The 19,598-nt window shown below is 36.7% G+C and carries 19 protein-coding genes and 1 rRNA gene; 3 read left to right on the top strand and 17 right to left on the bottom strand.

All coding sequences use genetic code 11. The features are described 5' to 3' along the window. Positions 1 to 7: 7 nt before the first annotated feature. From CLOLE_RS01920 to CLOLE_RS01905, 4 genes are all read right to left on the bottom strand, one after another. Positions 8 to 1,081 carry an ABC transporter permease gene (locus tag CLOLE_RS01920; protein ID WP_013655388.1) on the bottom strand — a complete coding sequence of 358 codons (1,074 nt, stop codon included), beginning with the start codon at positions 1,079 to 1,081 and terminating at the stop codon, positions 8 to 10. Next, complete coding sequence (locus CLOLE_RS01915; protein ID WP_013655387.1) at positions 1,074 to 2,627, bottom strand: ABC transporter ATP-binding protein; 1,554 nt, start codon at positions 2,625 to 2,627, stop codon at positions 1,074 to 1,076. The genes CLOLE_RS01920 and CLOLE_RS01915 overlap by 8 nt, the downstream gene beginning before the upstream one ends. A 254-nt stretch (positions 2,628 to 2,881) precedes the next feature. Beyond that, entirely contained in the window at positions 2,882 to 4,030 is a 1,149-nt protein-coding gene (locus tag CLOLE_RS01910) for a BMP family ABC transporter substrate-binding protein (protein WP_013655386.1), read from the bottom strand. Between the two features lie 4 nt (positions 4,031 to 4,034). Further along, positions 4,035 to 5,342, bottom strand: coding sequence for an amidohydrolase (locus CLOLE_RS01905; protein WP_050794708.1), 1,308 nt, complete (start codon positions 5,340 to 5,342; stop codon positions 4,035 to 4,037). Between the two features lie 385 nt (positions 5,343 to 5,727). On the opposite strand from CLOLE_RS01905, the gene CLOLE_RS01900 reads away from it, so the two are divergent. Then, positions 5,728 to 6,543, top strand: a complete 816-nt coding sequence (locus tag CLOLE_RS01900) for an MBL fold metallo-hydrolase (RefSeq protein ID WP_013655384.1) — start codon at positions 5,728 to 5,730, stop codon at positions 6,541 to 6,543. Between the two features lie 236 nt (positions 6,544 to 6,779). Here CLOLE_RS01900 and CLOLE_RS01895 read toward each other — a convergent pair whose 3' ends face one another. From CLOLE_RS01895 to CLOLE_RS01885, 3 genes are all read right to left on the bottom strand, one after another. Continuing rightward, a complete protein-coding gene (locus CLOLE_RS01895; RefSeq protein WP_013655383.1) occupies positions 6,780 to 7,016 on the bottom strand; it encodes a glutaredoxin domain-containing protein in 237 nt (78 codons plus the stop codon). A gap of 13 nt (positions 7,017 to 7,029) precedes the next feature. Further along, the gene (gene trxB / locus CLOLE_RS01890) at positions 7,030 to 7,959 is read right to left on the bottom strand and encodes a thioredoxin-disulfide reductase (RefSeq protein WP_013655382.1); all 930 of its coding nucleotides are present in this window, start codon (positions 7,957 to 7,959) and stop codon (positions 7,030 to 7,032) included. 192 nt (positions 7,960 to 8,151) lie between these two features. Then, complete coding sequence (locus CLOLE_RS01885) at positions 8,152 to 8,430, bottom strand: hypothetical protein (RefSeq protein WP_013655381.1); 279 nt, start codon at positions 8,428 to 8,430, stop codon at positions 8,152 to 8,154. 294 nt (positions 8,431 to 8,724) lie between these two features. On the opposite strand from CLOLE_RS01885, the gene CLOLE_RS01880 reads away from it, so the two are divergent. Further along, positions 8,725 to 9,435, top strand: coding sequence for a M23 family metallopeptidase (locus CLOLE_RS01880; RefSeq protein ID WP_013655380.1), 711 nt, complete (start codon positions 8,725 to 8,727; stop codon positions 9,433 to 9,435). 228 nt (positions 9,436 to 9,663) lie between these two features. On the opposite strand, the gene CLOLE_RS01875 is transcribed toward CLOLE_RS01880, so the two are convergent. Next, positions 9,664 to 11,189 (bottom strand): 16S ribosomal RNA (locus CLOLE_RS01875). 347 nt (positions 11,190 to 11,536) lie between these two features. Between CLOLE_RS01875 and CLOLE_RS01870 the strand changes: the two genes are divergently transcribed. Further along, the gene (locus CLOLE_RS01870) at positions 11,537 to 11,881 is read left to right on the top strand and encodes a phenylpyruvate tautomerase MIF-related protein (RefSeq protein ID WP_013655379.1); all 345 of its coding nucleotides are present in this window, start codon (positions 11,537 to 11,539) and stop codon (positions 11,879 to 11,881) included. 88 nt (positions 11,882 to 11,969) lie between these two features. On the opposite strand, the gene CLOLE_RS01865 is transcribed toward CLOLE_RS01870, so the two are convergent. From CLOLE_RS01865 to CLOLE_RS01820, 9 genes are all read right to left on the bottom strand, one after another. Then, positions 11,970 to 12,356 carry a hypothetical protein gene (locus CLOLE_RS01865; RefSeq protein WP_013655378.1) on the bottom strand — a complete coding sequence of 129 codons (387 nt, stop codon included), beginning with the start codon at positions 12,354 to 12,356 and terminating at the stop codon, positions 11,970 to 11,972. 19 nt (positions 12,357 to 12,375) lie between these two features. Further along, entirely contained in the window at positions 12,376 to 12,786 is a 411-nt protein-coding gene (locus tag CLOLE_RS01860) for a hypothetical protein (protein WP_013655377.1), read from the bottom strand. Positions 12,787 to 12,814: 28 nt separating this feature from the next. Next, a complete protein-coding gene (locus tag CLOLE_RS01855; RefSeq protein WP_013655376.1) occupies positions 12,815 to 14,011 on the bottom strand; it encodes a cation:proton antiporter in 1,197 nt (398 codons plus the stop codon). Between the two features lie 227 nt (positions 14,012 to 14,238). Next, a complete protein-coding gene (locus CLOLE_RS01850) occupies positions 14,239 to 14,571 on the bottom strand; it encodes a NifB/NifX family molybdenum-iron cluster-binding protein (protein ID WP_013655375.1) in 333 nt (110 codons plus the stop codon). 103 nt (positions 14,572 to 14,674) lie between these two features. Beyond that, complete coding sequence (locus CLOLE_RS01845) at positions 14,675 to 15,883, bottom strand: stalk domain-containing protein (protein ID WP_013655374.1); 1,209 nt, start codon at positions 15,881 to 15,883, stop codon at positions 14,675 to 14,677. Between the two features lie 1,421 nt (positions 15,884 to 17,304). Next, positions 17,305 to 17,697: a NifB/NifX family molybdenum-iron cluster-binding protein gene (locus tag CLOLE_RS01835; protein ID WP_013655373.1), complete on the bottom strand. Its 393-nt coding sequence runs from the start codon at positions 17,695 to 17,697 to the stop codon at positions 17,305 to 17,307. Between the two features lie 137 nt (positions 17,698 to 17,834). Further along, positions 17,835 to 18,677, bottom strand: coding sequence for an Mrp/NBP35 family ATP-binding protein (locus CLOLE_RS01830; protein WP_013655372.1), 843 nt, complete (start codon positions 18,675 to 18,677; stop codon positions 17,835 to 17,837). Positions 18,678 to 18,794: 117 nt separating this feature from the next. Continuing rightward, positions 18,795 to 19,142, bottom strand: coding sequence for a DUF134 domain-containing protein (locus tag CLOLE_RS01825; RefSeq protein ID WP_041712865.1), 348 nt, complete (start codon positions 19,140 to 19,142; stop codon positions 18,795 to 18,797). 80 nt (positions 19,143 to 19,222) lie between these two features. Continuing rightward, complete coding sequence (locus CLOLE_RS01820) at positions 19,223 to 19,582, bottom strand: hypothetical protein (RefSeq protein ID WP_013655370.1); 360 nt, start codon at positions 19,580 to 19,582, stop codon at positions 19,223 to 19,225. Between the last annotated feature and the right edge of the window lie 16 nt (positions 19,583 to 19,598).

Genomic DNA, 19,598 nt, shown 5'->3' with positions numbered 1-19,598 from the left:
CTCCCTCCTATTCGCCATAACTGCTTAACGCTTTTTTAGATTCTTGTCTTTGTTTAACCACTGCAAGGAAACGTTCTGCTGTGATAAATAAGATTAATACAGCTTGTACAATAGCGACAAGTTCATTTTGTACATCTGATCTTCTAGACATTAAGTCTGCCCCTACACGAATATATCCTAGGAAGAAGGCTGCAAGTGGTACGTATTTAGGATTATTTCCTGCTAAAATTGTAATAATAACCCCATCCCAAGCATAACTTGGTGAGTCTTGCCAGTTAAAGCGATTATACATACCCGCTTGTTCTACTGCACCACCCATACCTGCTATGGCACCTGCTAACATTTGAGTTAAGATAATCACTTTTCCAATGTTAATTCCTGAATGCTTAGCAAACTCTGGATTACTTCCTACAAGGCGAATTTCATAACCAAATTTTGTTTTATATACTAAGATATAAAGTAAGACTGCTACTGCTATAGCAATTAAGAAACCATAGTGGAGCTTTGTTCCACTTACCATGTTTCCAAGGCTACTTGTTGATTCGTATTTTAAAGAAGCAAAAGTCCCTGCACTTCTATCAATAAGGTGTTTATTAACAAGGTAAATACCTGTGAAGAAAAAGACATTATTAAGCATTAACGATGTTACAAGCTCATTCGCATGACATTTTACCTTTAAAATAGCAGGGATACTACCAATCACAGCACCTACTGCTGCTGCTGCTAAAATCATCACTATTGGATGAATACCTGCTGGAAGAGCCATTTTAATAGCAATAGCTGCTGCTACTGCTCCCCCCATGTAAAGAGCACCATCTGCAATCATGGAGAAGTTTCCTGATTTGAATACAATGCTTAGTGCCAAACCAGTAAACATTAAAGGAATACTACTTTCTAATACATTAAAGAAGTGTCTTTTAGACTGTAATGGTCCTAAGAATAGGTTATAAATAGCTGTACCTGGTTCTTTACTAATGCTAAAGATAATAGCTACTGTTATCCCAACTGCAATTAGTATGGCTACCATTAAACGAAGTAAGGCAAAGCTATTAATATGATTTTTTAATCCTTTTCTACTCATGGTAGGCTCCTCCTAGTTTTTCTTTTGAATCTTGTTTAACCCCTAGCATGTAGAGCCCTAGTTCATTTTCTGTTGCTGTTTTAGCATCTTCAATATACCCAACAATTTTTCCTTCATGCATGACTAAAATACTATCACTTAAAGATAAAATTTCAGATAGGTCTGCTGATACTAATAAAATTGCTTTTCTTCTTTCTCTCATATCAAGGATTTTTTTCCTAATGAATTCAATAGCACCTACGTCTACCCCTCTAGTTGGTTGGTTAATAATAAGAAGCTCTGGGTTGTATTCATATTCACGTCCTACAATCAGCTTTTGAATATTCCCACCTGATAGTTCTCCAATAGATTGTTTATTATGATCGTATTTAACTTTGAAATCCTTTAAGATTTTTTCTGTAAAAGCAGCTATTTTTCTGCTACTTAATAAACCATAGCTTTTTAGCTCATTCGTATAATAAATTTTTGAAATGGCATTGTCTTCTAAAGAAAGCTTTGGCGCACTACCGTATCTCATTCTGTCTTCTGATACGTGTGAAATACCGGCTTCTTGACGTTTTAAAATTGGTAATTTAGAAATGTCTTTCCCCTTTAAATGAATCTGACCTGATGACTGCTTAAGCGCTCCTACAATCAGCTCCACTAATTCAGATTGACCATTTCCATCAATACCTGCTATCCCTAAGATTTGACCCTCACGAATAGAGAAGGATACATGGTCCACCTTTTGCTTACCAAATTGATTCACATACACTAAATCCTTAACAGAAACAACTGTTTTTCCAAAGTGAGGTGCTGACTTTTCCATGTTTAAGTTAACATCTCTACCTACCATGAGTCTTGAGATTTCTTGCTCACTTAAGTCACTAATCTCATAAGTACCCATGGTTTTCCCATCACGTAAAATAGTCATACGGTTACATAGTTCTTTTACTTCATTGAGCTTATGTGAAATAAAGATAATCGTATGTCCCTTTTCTCTTAACAGTTTAAGCTGCTCAAATAGCTCCTGCGTTTCTTGAGGTGTTAGGACAGCAGTAGGCTCATCTAAAATAAGAATCTTTGCCCCTCTATAAAGGGCTTTTAATATCTCTAACTTTTGTCTCATTGCCAGGGAAATATTTTCCACCTGCGCTTTAGCATCTACTGTTAAATTATACGCCTTTGATAATTCCTCTGTAATCTTAACAGCTTGTTTTCTATCTACTAAACCGTTCTTCCTTGGCTCTGCACCTAAAATAAGGTTCTCTGCTACTGTCATAGATGGCACTTGCATAAAGTGTTGGTGTACCATCCCTATCCCTTTTGCAATAGCACATTTAGATGATGCGAACGCCACTGGCTCACCTTTAATAAGGATTTCTCCGCTAGTTGGGGGCGTCATTCCAAATAGCATTTTCATTAAGGTAGACTTACCTGCTCCATTTTCACCTACTAAAGCATGGATTTCTCCTTCATAAATATCTAACTGAACCTCATGATTGGCTACAACACCACCTGGGTATACCTTTGTAATCTTTCTGGCCTCTAATATTTTCTGCTCCATAAGGTTTTCCTTTCCGTGTGTTTTTACTAAAGAGAGGGCATTACGCTACTCTCCGTAATACCCCCTCTTATTTTTTTGTCCTCTCATTAACCTTGCCCCACTCATTTAGATAGGCTCGGCAATGGTTATATACCTTAGGCAAAATCTCTCAAGCTAAAGATCCTCATACGCCTTTATCCTTAACTCTTAATGAATACTATCAAGCTCTAGGTGACTCATCATTCGCTCTTCATTTTTCATTATTAATTGCCCTTCTACTGAGCACTAGAAATAATGCCTTTTAGTGTTGCTTCATCCATGCCATAAGCTGTATCAACACTTACTTCACCAGCTAGCAAACTAGCTTTAGCATCTTCTACTGTTGTGCGAATTTCTTCTGAAACAACACTTTGATAAATACTGTTGTCTGCAAGACCTACTGCATTTTCTGCAAGCCCAAGTAATTCGTAAGTACCATATGGAAGGTTACCTTCTAAATCTCTCTCGATAGAAGAGAAGATTGTTGTACCTACACCTTTAATAGCAGAAGAAATGATGAACTCTGCTTCTTCACTACCTTCATAAGCAAGCGCTTGGTCTGAATCTACCCCGATTACGTATTTTTTGCTTTCTGCTGCAGCTTCAATAACACCTACTGAAGCTGGACCTGCTGCTACGAATACACAGTCAGCACCTGAAGCGTATTGTGTTAAAGCAAGTTCTTTTGCTTTAGCAGAGTCTACGTAAGAACCTACGTAAGAAACAAGTACTTTAATATCTGGGTTAATGAATTGTGCCCCTTGGATGAATCCAACTGCTGAGTCATTGATAACCGCTGCTGTATCTTTTGCACCTACGAAACCAATTGTAGCTTCTTCATTTGCATAAGTCATATCAGAAGTTGTTGTGCTAGCTGCAAGTACACCTGCAAGGAACGCTGCTTCGTTTTGTTTGTAGCTCATAGAATATACATTACTTAAATCGCTTGCTGCATAGTCTACATCTGTATCAAAGATGATGTATTTTTTATCTGGGAATAAAGGAGCTGTTTGCTCAAGAATTTCTTTCATATCCCATGTTCCTACAATGATAATGTCTGAGTCAGATTCAGAAGCATCTAATAAAGAACCTTCAAATTTTGTTTTGTCATTACCCATTTCAATCATTTCAACTTCAACTTTATCACTAAGCTGTTCTGCTACTTGTTTCATACCTGTTTGAGCTGAATCATTGAAAGCTTTATCTCCGAAAGAACCTGTTACGAGTAGGCTTACTTTTACTTTTTCACCATTAGTTTCATTTGTTCCTGCTTCTGTTTGTGTTCCTTCCTCTGGTTTACTTTCTGCTGGTGCACTAGAACATCCTGTAAATAAGGCTGCTGTAAGTAATGATGTGAGTAATACTCTAGCCCATTTCTTTGTCATCTTCTTATTCTCCTTTTTTATAAATAGTTGTTTTATTGAATCCATCTAGCATTGCTAAATAGGCTTCTTTGCTCATAATAGGGTTAAATTTTTCTTTAATGTCATAAGCTTTTTTACCACCATCTGATAGAAGGTCAATAATGGTATCTATAAAATAAGCGGCTGGTATATGGTAAGCTTGCTCATAGTCAGCTGTTCTAAAATCACAGCCGTGCATTGTTCCTGTAAAGCCACCTACACCAATCTCAACAATTGGATATAAGCTTGATAAATCTCCCATATCTCCAGAGGCAAATCCATGTGTTCCTTGGGCAATTCTTTCTGATGACACATAATTTAAAATATGTATTTTAACAAGTTCTGTTAAGTTCTTATCTTGATGAAGAGGCAAGTACCCTGGTATATCTATAATCTCTAAATCACAGCCAATAGCAAGTGCTCCTGCTCTTAAAGCCCTTGTTACTTTTTGATCTGTTTCTAAGATGGCATCCACTGTCTTTGCACGTACATACATTTCCATTGTTACTCGCTCTGGAACTGTATTAACAGTTTGACCACCTTCTTTGACTACAAAGTGTACACGAATAGCATCTTCCTCACGGAAGGTCTCCCTTAAGAAATTAATACCTGTCATGGCTAAATTAGCTGCATTTAAGGCATTAATGCCACCAGCTGGATTACTTCCTGCATGAGCACCCTTACCATGGAAAATAGCTTTCTTACATAAGAAGCCATTTAATCCTGCACCAATCTCCGCGTCATAAACATTCATATCAAGTCCCATGGTATGACAAGATAGGATGAGGGCCATATCATCAAATACCCCTAGTTCAATCATTTCTTGTTTTCCTGAAGCGTGCTTGATCTTACCTTCTGCAATAAGTCCTTTGCGATACTCTAAATCACAAAATTCTTCTGCAGGTGTGACTACTAAAGTGACCTTCCCGCAAAGCTGGTCCATTACCTTAGCTTTATTAAGTGATAGGAACACACCCATCATTGCTCCGATTTGCGCATAATGTCCACAAGTATGGGCTGCGTTGTCTTCTTTATTAGCATAAGGGTGATTGAGTGTTGGCACACCATCTAGTTCACAAATCAGTCCAATATGTGGTCCTGGCTTACCAGAATCAAGCGTAGCCAAAATTCCCGTATATGCTACATGATCTTGATAAGGGATCCCTTCTGCTTCTAATATTTCTTTTACTTTACCAGCTGTTCGAACTTCTTTATAACCTAATTCAGGATGTTTATAAATATCTTCTGCTAGTTCTATTGTTTGCTTGATGGTTTCATCAAATATGTGTTTCATTTTAGCGTCCATGTTGTCATCCTTTCCTTCAAGTCAATTCTTTTGTCTATTTATTGCTTATCATTACTTAACTTCTACTGCTAAAAGAAGTAAAATTATGTATTAAATACTGTCTGTCATACCTATTCAACATTTATAAAATTAAATCCATACGTTATTATCAATTGTGCAATTAGCATTTTTTAACATATCCATAGGTTTTTCCGAACATTATTTGTGTTTACCCTTACTTATGTTCGAAATTACGATTGTCTCGAATATATCATGATTGTCGAATTTTGTCAATCAATTACAACTATGTTTAAATTTTTGTTTTAGTTGCAAATCTTCCCCTTATCCTCTAAACTATTAGCTATGCATAAATAACTTATTTAGGAGGTATACCTTGAAACTAAAAGTGCTTGTAGATAATAACACCTATATAGATCAATATTATTTCGGCGAACCTGCTGTATCTTACTATATTGAAGATGGAGATACCAAAATACTATTTGATGCGGGTTATTCGGACTTATATATACAAAACGCAAAGAAATTAAATGTACCATTAAAGGAAATATCCACCATTGCTATTTCTCATGGACATAATGATCACACAGGAGGCTTAGCTTATTTACAAAGCTCAGAGGCCTTTGACCTATCTAACCTTAAAATTCTAGCTCACCCAGATACTTTTTCTAAAAAGGTCATAGGTGATTTAGAAATTGGATGTCCTATATCTAAAGAGGAGTTAGAAAACTTCGTTACTCTAGATTTAGTTAAAACACCTATTAAAATCAGTCCTAATCTTACCTACTTAGGCGAGATTCCTAGAGTTCATGATTTTGAAAATGCAGGACCCATTGGACAATGCCAATGTGGTTGTCATCCTCTAGAAGATGATTACTTAATGGATGATACAGCTTTGGTCTATCAAACTTCTGAAGGTTTATATGTGATCACAGGCTGCTCACATAGTGGTATTTGTAATATCATCCAGCATGCAAAGAAAGTTTGTCAGTGTGATACAATCTTAGGCGTTATAGGCGGTTTTCACCTCTTTGACCTCTCTTCTAGACTGGACTATACCATTGATTATTTTAAGAAACACAACATTAAAGAACTTTATCCTTGCCACTGTGTTTCTTTCCAGGTCAAAGCAGCTATGCATCAAGAACTCCCTATTCATGAAGTAGGTGTAGGTCTAGAAATTAACTGGTAATACTTTACTATCAAAAACGAGGAACTTATATTATAAGCTCCTCGTTTTTTGATACTCTATATTTTAAATTGTCCTACAATAGCATCTAACTCTGTAACAATTCCACTTATCTGAATATGTATTTAAGGCATCCACTGCTTATTATCACTATAAATTTATTTCTTTCATAAATACACTTAGATATAGTTCAAATCTTTAGTTAGCAAAAAAGGAAGGCTATTCGCCCTCCTCCTGCATTATTTATCCAATGTTGCTAGTGCTGCATCTATTTTTTGTTTATCAAATCCAATAATAACTTGGTCGTTAATTGTTGTTACAGGTACTGATCTTTGTCCTGAAATCTGCTCAACAATATCTCTATCCTCTTTAGCATCAGCTACTATTACTGCTTCGTATGGTATACTTTTACTTTCTAAATACTTTTTCACTTTATTACATGGTCCACACCATTCTACTGAATATACTTTTATCATATTTTATTCCTCCTTATTGCCTTGCAATATATTGTTCTGCTTTTAGCGCAGCTATTGTTCCATCAGCTACTGCTGTTGTGATTTGCCTAAATTCCTTTTCTCTTACATCACCTGCTACATATACACCTTTAATGTTAGTTTCCATACTTTCATTAGCTTTAATGTAACCATTCTCAGTAAGATGCACGTATTCTTTAAATAAATCTGTTTTAGGTTCAGTTCCTATATAACCAAATACCGCTTTAATAGGTATTTCTTTCATTTCATCAGTTTGTGTATTTTTAACCATTGCTACTTCAACAAAGTTGTCTCCTGCTACATCTATTAAATCCCAGTTATACATAATCTCTATATTAGGCGTATGCTCTACTTCTTCTAACGTCTTAGCCTCAGCTTTAAAATAATCATATCTTCTAATAATAATTACTTTCTTAGCAAGTTTAGCTAAAAATAAGGCTTCTTCCAGTGCCGCATTACCACCACCTACAACAGCAATCTCTTCATCTTTGTAGCTTGCGCCATCACATACAGCGCAGTAATGAATACCTTTACCTAAATACTTCTGTTCACCCGGAATAGGAAGCGACTTAGGCTTTGCGCCTGTAGCAATAATAACAGCTTTAGGTCTATAAATATAATCACCTGTTTCTACTACTTTTTCCTCATCATTTAACGAAACCTGTTCTATTGCATCAAACTCATCAATAATAGCACCTGTTTCTGTAGCTTGTCCTTCTATTTTGTCAGCTAATTCATTACCTTTAATGCTATTAAAGCCTGGATAATTTTCTATTGTATAGCTTAACCTAACTTGTCCACCTATTACATCTTTCTCAAGTACAAGTGTTTCAAGACCAGCTCTAGCAGCATAAATAGCAGCTGTAAGTCCTGCTGGGCCTGCACCGATTATTATTAAGTCTATTTCTTTGATTGGTTTAGTCATTTTAGGACTCCTTTCTTCTATCTAGCTTGCTCCCTTATTAGTTTATTTAAACCTAGTACTCTGTATAATTTTGAAATCTCTTCTCATTTAAGATACCAAATTTCTTATTAAAATACAATAAGGCACTTTTAAGTAACCCATTCTCAGTTAGTAGCTAGTAAGCCCACATGCTTATGTAACTAGCCTCTGAAGCTACCATCTATTCGGTTTGGTTAATTTAATAATTTCTTCGCCTAATTCCCCTAGTTCATCCTTGTACCTTGCATATTGCATCTTAGTTTCCGATTTTTCACCTAGAGCTTCTATACAAATTTTCAAGCAATCTATAGTTTCTTGCAGGTATTGTAAAATCCTATCGGACTCAATTATTTCATCTTGTTTAGCATTTCTAAGTAACATCAAGTGTTTCTCTGCCCTTAATTTAGCATCCTTATATATTGTAACTAACTTTGATTCTTCATTTTGATACATTTCTTTCCCCTCCTTCGATTTATACTAAGTATTGACTTATCTATCCTACAATAATTAATTGCTTTTACTATTTTTTATTGATTTGATAGACGAAAATCTTCTTATAAGTTCTTGTAAATATAAAAAACGTACTTTTAGACAAGGGTATTATACTCCCGTCCGGCGAGATCAGCAAGGACTATAAATATATCATGGCGTAACGCATCCTGTTTGTTTACCTTTTAGGTAAATGAATGTATAATAGAAGTCAATTTTACTAATATAGGTAAAGAATGTGTTAATAGGAGGGATGAAATGATAGAAACACGTGAGCCAGTAATTGTAGCGTTTCCTTTGAGGGGAGAATGGCTTTCTCCTAATACTCCAGGGACAAAAATTCCGAGTCATGGCACAAACCAATTAGGAACAAGATATGCTTATGACTTTATACAAGTCGATTGGGATAGAAAGGGCTGGCCCGCCTACCGCGTTAGTTTGCCGCATTATCTTCTTTTTGGGGTTCCCTTAAATGAATATTATTGTTGGGGGCAAGAAGTCTATGCACCTTGCAACGGGATTGTCATCCAAGCGAAGGACGGTTATGAAGAACAAGCAAGAACGAATTTGCTCTCAGATATGTCTAACGCATATAAAAATGCTCATTATTTCAATCCGGAAAAAGATGATGTACAATCAGTTGCTGGCAACTACATCATTATAGAATGTGGCGACAATGTATATGCTGCACTTGTCCATCTTCAAACAGGATCTATTCAAGTTTCAGTTGGTCAGAGTGTAAAAAAAGGTGAAGTTATTGGCAGAGTAGGCCATTCAGGCAATTCCTTTGCTCCACATTTGCATTTTCAGCTTATGGATAGTAGCGACATAGCTACTGCAAATGGATTACCCTGTGCTTTTGAACAATATGAAGTATTTCAAGATGGAGCGTGGAAAATAGTAGTAAATGGTATTCCTACAAATAAGGATAGGATAAAATTTCAAAAATCTGATATGAAAATGGAATGAGAACTTTGAAGCTGTCTCTTTATTTCATTCTATATACACAAAAATACCTTCCAACTCATTTCGCCTTGGCTCAATGTTTTGAAAGGTTTATTTTCATGTATCATATTTCCGTTGTATCAAAACACCTCATCACTGTTTCACTTCGGTTCGGTGCTTTGATAGTTACATCTAGCGATGAACTCTCAAAACAAAACAGTAACTATTAAACCAGCAATTCTTATTCCTTAGAAAGGAGGTGATCCAGCCGCACCTTCCGATACGGCTACCTTGTTACGACTTCACCCCAGTTATTGGTTTTGCCTTAGACGGCTCCCTCCCCGAAGGGTTGGGTCACCGGCGTTGGGCCCCCCCAACTCCCATGGTGTGACGGGCGGTGTGTACAAGACCCGGGAACGTATTCACCGCGACATTCTGATTCGCGATTACTAGCGATTCCAACTTCATGTAGTCGAGTTGCAGACTACAATCTGAACTGGGACTGCTTTTTTGAGGTTTGCTGACTCTCGCGAGATCGCTTCCCTTTGTAGCAGCCATTGTAGCACGTGTGTAGCCCTAAACATAAGGGGCATGATGATTTGACGTCATCCCCACCTTCCTCCAAGTTATCCCTGGCAGTCTCTCTAGAGTGCCCAACTTAATGCTGGCTACTAAAGATAGGGGTTGCGCTCGTTGCGGGACTTAACCCAACATCTCACGACACGAGCTGACGACAACCATGCACCACCTGTCACCAATGTCCTAGCAAGCTAGGAAAGGTCCGATTAAAGACCGGTCATCGGGATGTCAAGTTTAGGTAAGGTTCTTCGCGTTGCTTCGAATTAAACCACATGCTCCACCGCTTGTGCGGGTCCCCGTCAATTCCTTTGAGTTTCAATCTTGCGATCGTACTTCCCAGGTGGAATGCTTAATGTGTTAACTTCGGCACCGAGACCCGTAAGCCCCGACACCTAGCATTCATCGTTTACAGCGTGGACTACCAGGGTATCTAATCCTGTTTGCTCCCCACGCTTTCGTGCCTCAGCGTCAGTTATGGTCCAGAAAGCCGCCTTCGCTACTGGTGTTCCTCCGAATCTCTACGCATTTCACCGCTACACTCGGAATTCCACTTTCCTCTCCCACACTCTAGTTCATCAGTTTCAGAAGCAGCTTAGAGGTTGAGCCCCTAAATTTCACTTCTGACTTAACAAACCGCCTACGCACCCTTTACACCCAGTAAATCCGGATAACGCTCGCTCCCTACGTATTACCGCGGCTGCTGGCACGTAGTTAGCCGGAGCTTCTTAGTCAGGTACCGTCATTTTTTTCTTCCCTGCTGATAGAAGTTTACAATCCGAAGACCTTCTTCCTTCACGCGGCGTCGCTGCATCAGGCTTGCGCCCATTGTGCAATATTCCCCACTGCTGCCTCCCGTAGGAGTTTGGGCCGTGTCTCAGTCCCAATGTGGCCGTTCACCCTCTCAGGCCGGCTATGGATCGTCGCCTTGGTGGGCTGTTATCTCACCAACTAGCTAATCCAACGCGGGTCCATCCTATGCCGATAAATCTTTACTATAATAATCATGCGATTACCGATAGTTTATGCGGTATTAGCGTTCGTTTCCAAACGTTATCCCCCTGCATAGGGCAGGTTACCCACGCGTTACTCACCCGTCCGCCACTAAGTTCTAGGAGCAAGCTCCTATCACTTCGTTCGACTTGCATGTGTTAAGCACGCCGCCAGCGTTCATCCTGAGCCAGGATCAAACTCTCATAAAAAAGTTTGTCCGTGTAGTATTTCTACTACTGACTATTTTACTTAGTACAAGTTGTACTGATTCTCATCTCTTAATTAGAGACGTAATGAATCGACTGGTTTATAGTTACTATTTTGTTTTCAAAGTTCATTTGCTCTCAGCAACTGTTCGCCACTGACTTGTTTAATAATACACTACTTCCTTACGTACGTCAATGATTTTTTTCATTTTTTCTTTGGTTTTTATGAAATAATTCTAAAATCAGTTAGCTTTTACTTTAACTATAAGGAAAATAAGGGATTTTACTTCTATCTTTTGGTATAATATTTCTATGTTATAATTCTATTTATTTGTAGAAAGGATGAGTTTATGCCCTATATTGATTCAAAAATCACGTTAACGTTATCAGAAGAGAAAAAGGAAACACTCAAGACTGCACTCGGACAAATCATCAGTACTATTCCAGGAAAAAGCGAAAACTTCCTTATGGTGGGCTTTGATGATGAATATTCTCTTTTCTTTAGCGGAAAAAAACTTGATAAAGGTGCTTTCGTAGAAGTAAAAATCTTTGGCTCTACCTCCGATGCAGCTTTGGAACAAGTAACCGCTAAAATTTGCGCCCTTTATGAAAAAGAACTAGGTATTCCTCAGAATGCAATTTATGTTAAATATGAATTTGTTAACCACTGGGGCTGGAACGGGCATAATTTCTAACCCTCATATTATTATCCTTACACAAAAAGGGACGAAGAAGTGCCTATCCATTCTTCGTCCCTTTTTTATATACATATATTAATTTTTTCTATAACACTTCGTTAGAATTTGTAGTGAAATTTATATATTGACCAACATCTTTCATATATAATGCATTAAGTGGTATTGTAAACATAATGCCTGTATTAGGTTTTTTCAAATCATTGCCTAGTACTTTTCGAACTGCATCTGTAGCCTTAAGAAATATCTCTTCATCAGGGATAATAGATAAAATAACTTTTCTATATTGAGCCACTTGACTAATAGATAATAATGCTGATTCTATTGCTGATTGAGAGGCAAGATAGCTATTCTCAATATTATTTGTACCTATAGCATCTATTGCTACATTACTTTTGGTACCCACACTCTTTAATGCCTTCAGCGTTGGTTTAAGTTTATCTATATTACTAATAACTGTAATCATCAAATACATATATTAGGCTCCTTCCCTCTTATTCTGATTTCGATGCGTTCTTTTCCTCTAATTTTCTCTTTTTATCTCTGCTCTCAATATGCCTTCCTAGTTCTCCCCCTTGCATATGAGCTACTGGCAATACAAACATCATACCTAGAGGTGATTTTTTAGCTTCCCCTTCTAATATTTTTTGCACCTCTTCCATTGCTCTTTGAACCTGCTCTTCACGTTCAATTAATGAAAATATCACTCTACTTGCTTTATTTCTTCTTTCATATGCATTTACTAGACTTGCTAAAAATGAAGCCGTATATAAATCATTATCTACGATTTCACTTGCACTAGTACCTTCAATAACTGTTGCCCCCCTTACGCCTGCTTCTTTCATCTTTTTAATAATCTCAGTTAAATACTCTATTTCATTAAGAATAATAAATAATACATACATCTAGCATCCCTCCTATTTATATTTAATCTTACTGTACTTGTAAACCTACTTTCCCATCCTCGCCCGCTTTAATAATGGCATATCTCGTACATAGTGGGCCTATAATTTCAGTAATAATAGTAGTAGCTAATAATATAGTTATTACTAAATTGCCTATTTCTGTACCTGCAAACTCATGACTAATAACGATAGCGAGTCCAACTGCCACTCCAATTTGAGAAAGTAATCCTAGGCCTATATATTTTTTGACACTTGGCTCTGCTCCCGTAATGATTGCCCCACAAGATGCTCCGCTTACCTTACCTACAATTCTAGCAATTGTATATACTACACCTATCACTCCTATTTGTCCTAACAAACTTATTTGAAGTCTGGCACCTGCTAATACAAAAAATGCTGTATATATAGGCGCCGTAATAGATTCAATCGTTGCAAATGCTTTTGCTTTATTAGAACTAAGATTGGCTACCATTATGCCTAGACTCATATTACATAATAGAGCTGATAAACCTAATTTAGTCGCTATTCCTAGTGTTAATAAAATGGCAGCTATGACAACTGTTAGTATTTCTCTTGTAAAAGATACTTTACTTAAAATAACCACTACTATAGCACCAATAACCATACCTAGTATGATAGAACCACCAATTTCAATTAATGGACTGATCATAACATGTGACCATTCTACATTTTGTGTATTTGTTATAAGTACCTTTGCAATAGATGATGCTACTGCATAAATCATTAAGCAAATGGCATCATCTATGGCAACTACAGCTATTAAGGTCTTGCTTAAAGGTCCTTTAGCTCCTAGTTCATTGATGACCATAACTGTTGCTGCTGGTGCTGTAGCTGATGCAACTGCTCCAAGTAGTAATGCCGTCTCCATAGGTTGCTTTAATAATAGCATTGCTCCTGTTACACAGACAAATGCAAAAAAGGCTTCAAAAAAAGCTATTATAAATACTTTAATACCAATCTTTTTAAGCTCACTTGCTAATAATTCTCCGCCTATGCTAAAAGCAATAAGTCCCAGAGCTAAATCACTTATACTGCTAGTGGCTTCAATAAATGCTTCATTAAATACCCCTAGAAATGATTGTCCTAATAATAAGCCTGCTATAACATAGCCTGCAACCGAAGGAATTTTCAACTTATTAATCAATTTCCCTATAAAATACCCACAAATAATCGCTATACCTATTCCCATCATTGCATTCAACACATTCGCCTCCAAACTGATCTTAAATATTATGTATTGATTCTATATTGATTGTTTTCACCATATTATTATACGCTTACTCCAAGTAATAGGCAAATTACTGATCGCAAGCATAACAACAGCACTCTATAAATTGACTTATAAAAAGTTGAATGCCTTTATAAAAAGTAAAAGACTAAGAGGATACTTCTTATTCCTCTTAGTCTTTTACTTTTATTATTTTTTATGCGCTATTTATTGTGACTGTTGACATTACTTTGCCTTAGACTTCTTAAGTACGCATTTAAAATACTAGTTGTGCTTCCTCTGGCTCCTGGAAAGACTTGAAGCCCGTAATCTTCTAATTCTTTTCTTTCATTCGCCTTGATTTCCCCACATAATACAACTTCTACTTCTTCATTCTGCAAAATATACACTAGACCTTCGTAGCCTCCTCCTGCAGAGGCATCAACTAACATCTTGCTTGTAGCTTTTCCCTTTTGTACATCAAAAATTTCAAGACCCTTGGTGCTTGCAAATTGTTTTGATACACTTCTTCCATCAGTAGTTATAGCAACTTTCATAGGCTCCTCCTAACTGAGATGGTTCTCTTTCTTCTTCATTATATGCTACTTTACTGTGGTTCATGTTTAGAGGTTACTCATACTAATTTGTTGGCAAGGGGTTTTATTGAAGTTTCTCGTGAGTATTGCCTGTAAGTGCTACTTTGTATTTTCCTTGGGTTTGATCCCCATGTTCTGATGTCACATCTACACCTATAGCATAAATACCATCTGGCTTCACTTCCCAATCTACTAAATAACCTGTTCCTCCTTCATTAAGTTCAAACCCCATAGGATAAAGTTTACCATCTTGTTCCCAGCTACCTAAACTTATACCTATACCATAAAAATATCCCTTTTCTCCTAATATCTCACCTTCAACTTGTCTACCTTCTGGATTAGCTTTAATCGCTTCTTCAATAGAAACCTTCATTAGATTACCATCATAATATTGCATCATCTCTGGTGTATTACTAAGTAATGCTTCCATTGGATGTGCTTTAATATAATATACATAGCCATCTTGTACTTGAAAATCGTAAATATCATCATTCACGATTAAATCTGCTTGTTTATTATCTACTATTCTAACGATTAAATCTGTTCCCATAATACCATCCCCTACATGGAAACTTGCATACTTAACTGTTTTATCTTTTGTTTGTTTTGCTATTAGTTCAATCCATCCCTTATCATTATCTAAATCTCTATAAAATAATTTGTTGTTTTTCTCACCAATAAGGCACCACTTATGACTAAAAATAATGTTATAGTTCTGTTTTTCAAATGCTATTTGTAAGGTTGAATTAAGATAGCCATCTACTACACCTCCTACATAAACGAACTTATTGGCTTGATCATACTTGACTTCTACGCCTAATGCCTCACCTATAGCCCTAAGGGGTAAATAAGTAGTTTTATTCTTAATAAACGGAGCTACCTCTAATGATACATTCTTGTTACCTATTTGCATTGTCTTGCTTCCTATTTTTAATGTTATCTTAGCTTTACTCGTGGTGACATCAATTTGCCCTGTCTTTTTATCCCAATCTACTTTAGCTTTTAATCCTTCTGCTGTTATCCGAAGTGGTAATAACACCCTATTATCTTCTAATAGTAATGATACACCTTGAACCTCTTTTCCATCTATAAAAGCAATATCGCTATCTAAGCATAGAATTACTTTACCTGCAAAATCCTTTAGCTCAATAACTTGGTTATAGTCCTTAATTGTTTTTACTTCTTCCCCATAAATATTTCCTACTGAGCTTAACCCTAAAAAACCTATTAATAATATACTATATACTTTTGATAATCCCCCTCTAATCCTCATAAAACTCTCCCCCTATTAATTTATCTCTTCTTTTAGTAATCTTTATTATAAAATATATTATACATTTTCTTTGTTACTAGAGGGTTACAGCCTCATTAATTTCTTAATACTATCCCGAAAAATGTTTTTATATTTTTACTACCACGTGTATTACTTCTAAAAAATCAATATCATTATTTAACTGCTATTATAAACAGAAATTTGTCTCGGTGTTTATGGAGAATGACTTCTGGAGGAAAATGAGGGAGAGGGCTACCTTCCAAAGTTCCGGTTCAAATTTTTTGAGGCACTAGGCTCACTTATTTGGATGAACGCACGAAAACTCCCGCTGGTCAGACACTCATGCTAAAACCCATCCAAAACGTTCGCCAAGTGCCTCTAAAAAAATTCTCCCAAGTCACTCTCTTCCAGGCAACCCTCTCCCTCATTTTCACAAACGTTATTGACCTCATAAACATCCATGACATTGAGGCAGCCTGGGAAAAAGGCGTAACGACAAATCATATTAATAGCAGTTAAAGAACGCAAAAAAACACATCTCCAAGTACTATATATACCCGAAGATGTGTTTCCTTGGTCCAGACTCTGGAAATTAACTTGCATAACTAGCTAAATAGACCCTAATCAAGGTGCAAGATGGCTCCTCAGCACGTATGCGTTATAGCTTAGTGCCTACTAAGACTAGCTATGAAAGCTAAACCAATGAGTGAGGAGCTCCTTAAAGTCTTGGCCGGCGCACCCTATGCTAGGAAGCTAAGACCTTAAGACTCTGGTTTAAAACTTTATTTGGTAATGCTAGGTATAAAAACATTGAAAACAACTTATAAGTGGCGCCTTCCTTGCAGCGCACCAGTGAACATCTTCCTTAAGTCCAGAGGTACCTATAACAATAGATTGAGACTTGGCTGACCCGGTCAGTTCCTCAGGTTGAAGCTGTGGTAATTATGCCGAGGGAAGTTATTTATTTTGTTTTTACACTTATATATATGTAGTCAGGAAGCCGACTCCCTAATAAAAAATGAAAAATACTTGTCGTTATGCCTTCTTTCCCTACTTCGTCACTGTCTTGGATGTTTATGAGGTCAACAACGTTTGTGAAAATGAGTGGGTATGGGTGCCTGGAGTAGTGACTTGGGAGCATTTTTTAGAAGCACTTAGTGAACATTTTATATGGGTTTTAGGCAGCTGTTTGAACGAAGTGAGTTCTGCCGTTCATCTAAATAAGTGAACTTAGTGCTTCTAAAAATGTGAACCGGAACAACGGAAGGCACCCATACCCACTCATTTTCTCTCAGACGTACTTCTCCATAAACACCCAGACAAATTTCTATTTAACTAGTTATACTGCAACAAAAAACAGCTTAAATAAGGCATTCATTACCTATTTAAGCTGTTTTCTTATGATTCAATAGTTATTTGATTTAATGACAATGGCAGTCATGTCCATCTTCATGATGGTTACAATCATGTTCTTCTCCATGATGGTGATTGCAGGTCACTCCGCCGCTTTCAGGAAGCTTACCTTGAAGATAATCAAAAACTAGCTGCTCTACTTCTCCACTTAAACCTGAAATAACCTTAATGCCTTCTTTTTCAAGTCCTGATTTTGCTGGACCTCCAATGCCACCACATAAAAGAGTATCTACTTTTTCTTCTTTTAAAGCTGCTACTAAGGCACCATGGCCGCTTCCTTCAGTATTTAATGCTGTTTGATGGATGGATGCATTTTCTGTTACTTCATATACTGTAAAAAGTTTAGCTTTACCAAAGTGTCCATAAATATGATTGTTTTCTGTTGGTACTGCAATTTTCATAACAATCTCCCTTTCCTAAAACTTTATTATAAATACTTATCATTAAATAAGTACTTTTAACTTTAACCTTAGGCTTTTATATTCTTTTTCCCATTTATCACTTTTGCTAGGTTAATTATAGAACTAATGATGTCACTTTACTTATTACAAAATGTCACAATACGCTCTGCTACACTACTTACTAAGTCTTCTTTTACTTCTTCTACTTGGCCTTTGTCACAAAGTGTTGCAAAAGCTGGGTCTATTGGTAGCTGCGCTAGTACTTCTATTCCTTGCTCTGCTGCTACTTGCCCTATTTTGCTTTCTCCAAAAATAAAATGCTTATTATCACAATCTGGGCATTTGAAATAACTATAGTTTTCAACTATACCGATAATAGGTATATTCAGCATTTGTGCCATCTTCACAGCCTTACTTACGATCATAGACACTAAATCCTGTGGTGAAGTAACAATGATGATGCCATCTAGTGGGATAGATTGAAATACTGTAAGGGCTACATCACCTGTTCCTGGTGGCATATCTACAAACATATAATCAACATCTTGCCAGATGACTTCCTGCCAAAATTGTTTAACAGCACCTGCTATAACAGGTCCTCTCCATACAACTGGATCTGTTGGCTTATCTAATAATAAATTAATAGACATAATATCAATACCATTTTTTGTAGGTACTGGATATAAGCCCTCTTCCGTTGCATAAGCTTTTTGATTAATACCGAAGAGTTTTGGAATAGATGGTCCTGTAATATCTGCATCTAACACCGCACTATGATAACCTTTACGATTCATAGATATAGCTAATCTAGCTGTTATACTAGATTTTCCTACACCACCTTTACCACTTACAACTCCGATTACCTTTTTAATGTTACTTAATTGATGTGGCTTTTCTAAAAGGCTTTTTGGTCCTGATTTTCTAGAAGAGCAGCTTTCACTGCAACTTCCACAACTACCACTTGTACATCCTTCACTCATATTAACATCTCCTTAAAATAGTAGATTCATTTATTGTATTTTATTAGCTATTAAAATTTTAGTCGTTATAATGATTGAGTTATTATACGGGGTATTCACTGTTTGATTGATTAACTTTTATTCTTCTTGCTTTTTAGAAAAACAACAGTGTTTACACCTCTTGCTAGCCTCACATAGTTTCTTAGAAACTTCATAGTTTCCACCATCAATGGCAATAGACTTCCCCATAACTAGTGCTTCTGCCACCTTGTGCCTAGCACTATAGAGAATGCGCTGGAACGTTCCTCTTGAAATAGACATTCGCTCAGCCGCTACATCTTGATCGAGATTTTCGAAGTCTGTAAGTCTTATACTTTCTAGTTCTTCAACACATAAGATGACTTCTTCATTTAATAATGTATCTGATTTAAAAAACTTATGTTTTGGTTCCGCACATACACGTCTACATTTGGCTATTCTCGGCATAGCATCACTTCTTTCGTAAGTTATCTCCACATTAAATGGGCATATGCACATTTAAATTATATTGTGCATATGCCCATTTGTCAACGCCAACTCATCCCCATTAAATCTATTTTTTCTCTCTCTATTTGCTTAAGTTTAGACGAAGTAGACATATATTTTTTATATAATGGTGCTGGTAAAATAATCAGTTCGATTTGAAAAACCTCATCGTTAATGCGATAGACCATCTCCTCTACTTCCCAGCGCAGTCTATGAATTTCCCTAACAGAGTTTTCTATACCAATCAGCACTAGAAGGCTAATCATACTTTCTGCTCCTACATAGCCCTTAGCATAGTTTCCAAATAAATAGATTTCACTACCAGGTATTAACTTAGTAATAACATCAAAACATAGCCTAACTCTACCCTCATATTTTATTGGCAAATCTAAATACTGCATGTTTGCCTCCCCCGTT

The organism is Cellulosilyticum lentocellum DSM 5427, from assembly GCF_000178835.2.
GTDB classification, from domain to species: Bacteria; Bacillota; Clostridia; order Lachnospirales; family Cellulosilyticaceae; genus Cellulosilyticum; species Cellulosilyticum lentocellum.
The sequence above is the reverse complement of the archived record's forward strand: the minus strand, read 5'-3'. Positions and strand labels throughout refer to the sequence as shown.

Coding starts and splice junctions, on each gene's coding strand:
- CLOLE_RS01835 (WP_013655373.1), bottom strand. CDS start 17,697: ATGAAAATTGCAGTACCAACAGAAAACAATCATATTTATGGACACTTT.
- CLOLE_RS01895 (WP_013655383.1), bottom strand. CDS start 7,016: ATGATAAAAGTATATTCAGTAGAATGGTGTGGACCATGTAATAAAGTG.
- trxB (WP_013655382.1), bottom strand. CDS start 7,959: ATGACTAAACCAATCAAAGAAATAGACTTAATAATAATCGGTGCAGGC.
- CLOLE_RS01820 (WP_013655370.1), bottom strand. CDS start 19,582: ATGCAGTATTTAGATTTGCCAATAAAATATGAGGGTAGAGTTAGGCTA.
- CLOLE_RS01885 (WP_013655381.1), bottom strand. CDS start 8,430: ATGTATCAAAATGAAGAATCAAAGTTAGTTACAATATATAAGGATGCT.
- CLOLE_RS01830 (WP_013655372.1), bottom strand. CDS start 18,677: ATGAGTGAAGGATGTACAAGTGGTAGTTGTGGAAGTTGCAGTGAAAGC.
- CLOLE_RS01845 (WP_013655374.1), bottom strand. CDS start 15,883: ATGAGGATTAGAGGGGGATTATCAAAAGTATATAGTATATTATTAATA.
- CLOLE_RS01920 (WP_013655388.1), bottom strand. CDS start 1,081: ATGAGTAGAAAAGGATTAAAAAATCATATTAATAGCTTTGCCTTACTT.
- CLOLE_RS01870 (WP_013655379.1), top strand. CDS start 11,537: ATGCCCTATATTGATTCAAAAATCACGTTAACGTTATCAGAAGAGAAA.
- CLOLE_RS01850 (WP_013655375.1), bottom strand. CDS start 14,571: ATGAAAGTTGCTATAACTACTGATGGAAGAAGTGTATCAAAACAATTT.
- CLOLE_RS01915 (WP_013655387.1), bottom strand. CDS start 2,627: ATGGAGCAGAAAATATTAGAGGCCAGAAAGATTACAAAGGTATACCCA.
- CLOLE_RS01905 (WP_050794708.1), bottom strand. CDS start 5,342: ATGAAACACATATTTGATGAAACCATCAAGCAAACAATAGAACTAGCA.
- CLOLE_RS01865 (WP_013655378.1), bottom strand. CDS start 12,356: ATGTATTTGATGATTACAGTTATTAGTAATATAGATAAACTTAAACCA.
- CLOLE_RS01910 (WP_013655386.1), bottom strand. CDS start 4,030: ATGACAAAGAAATGGGCTAGAGTATTACTCACATCATTACTTACAGCA.
- CLOLE_RS01825 (WP_041712865.1), bottom strand. CDS start 19,142: ATGCCGAGAATAGCCAAATGTAGACGTGTATGTGCGGAACCAAAACAT.
- CLOLE_RS01860 (WP_013655377.1), bottom strand. CDS start 12,786: ATGTATGTATTATTTATTATTCTTAATGAAATAGAGTATTTAACTGAG.
- CLOLE_RS01880 (WP_013655380.1), top strand. CDS start 8,725: ATGATAGAAACACGTGAGCCAGTAATTGTAGCGTTTCCTTTGAGGGGA.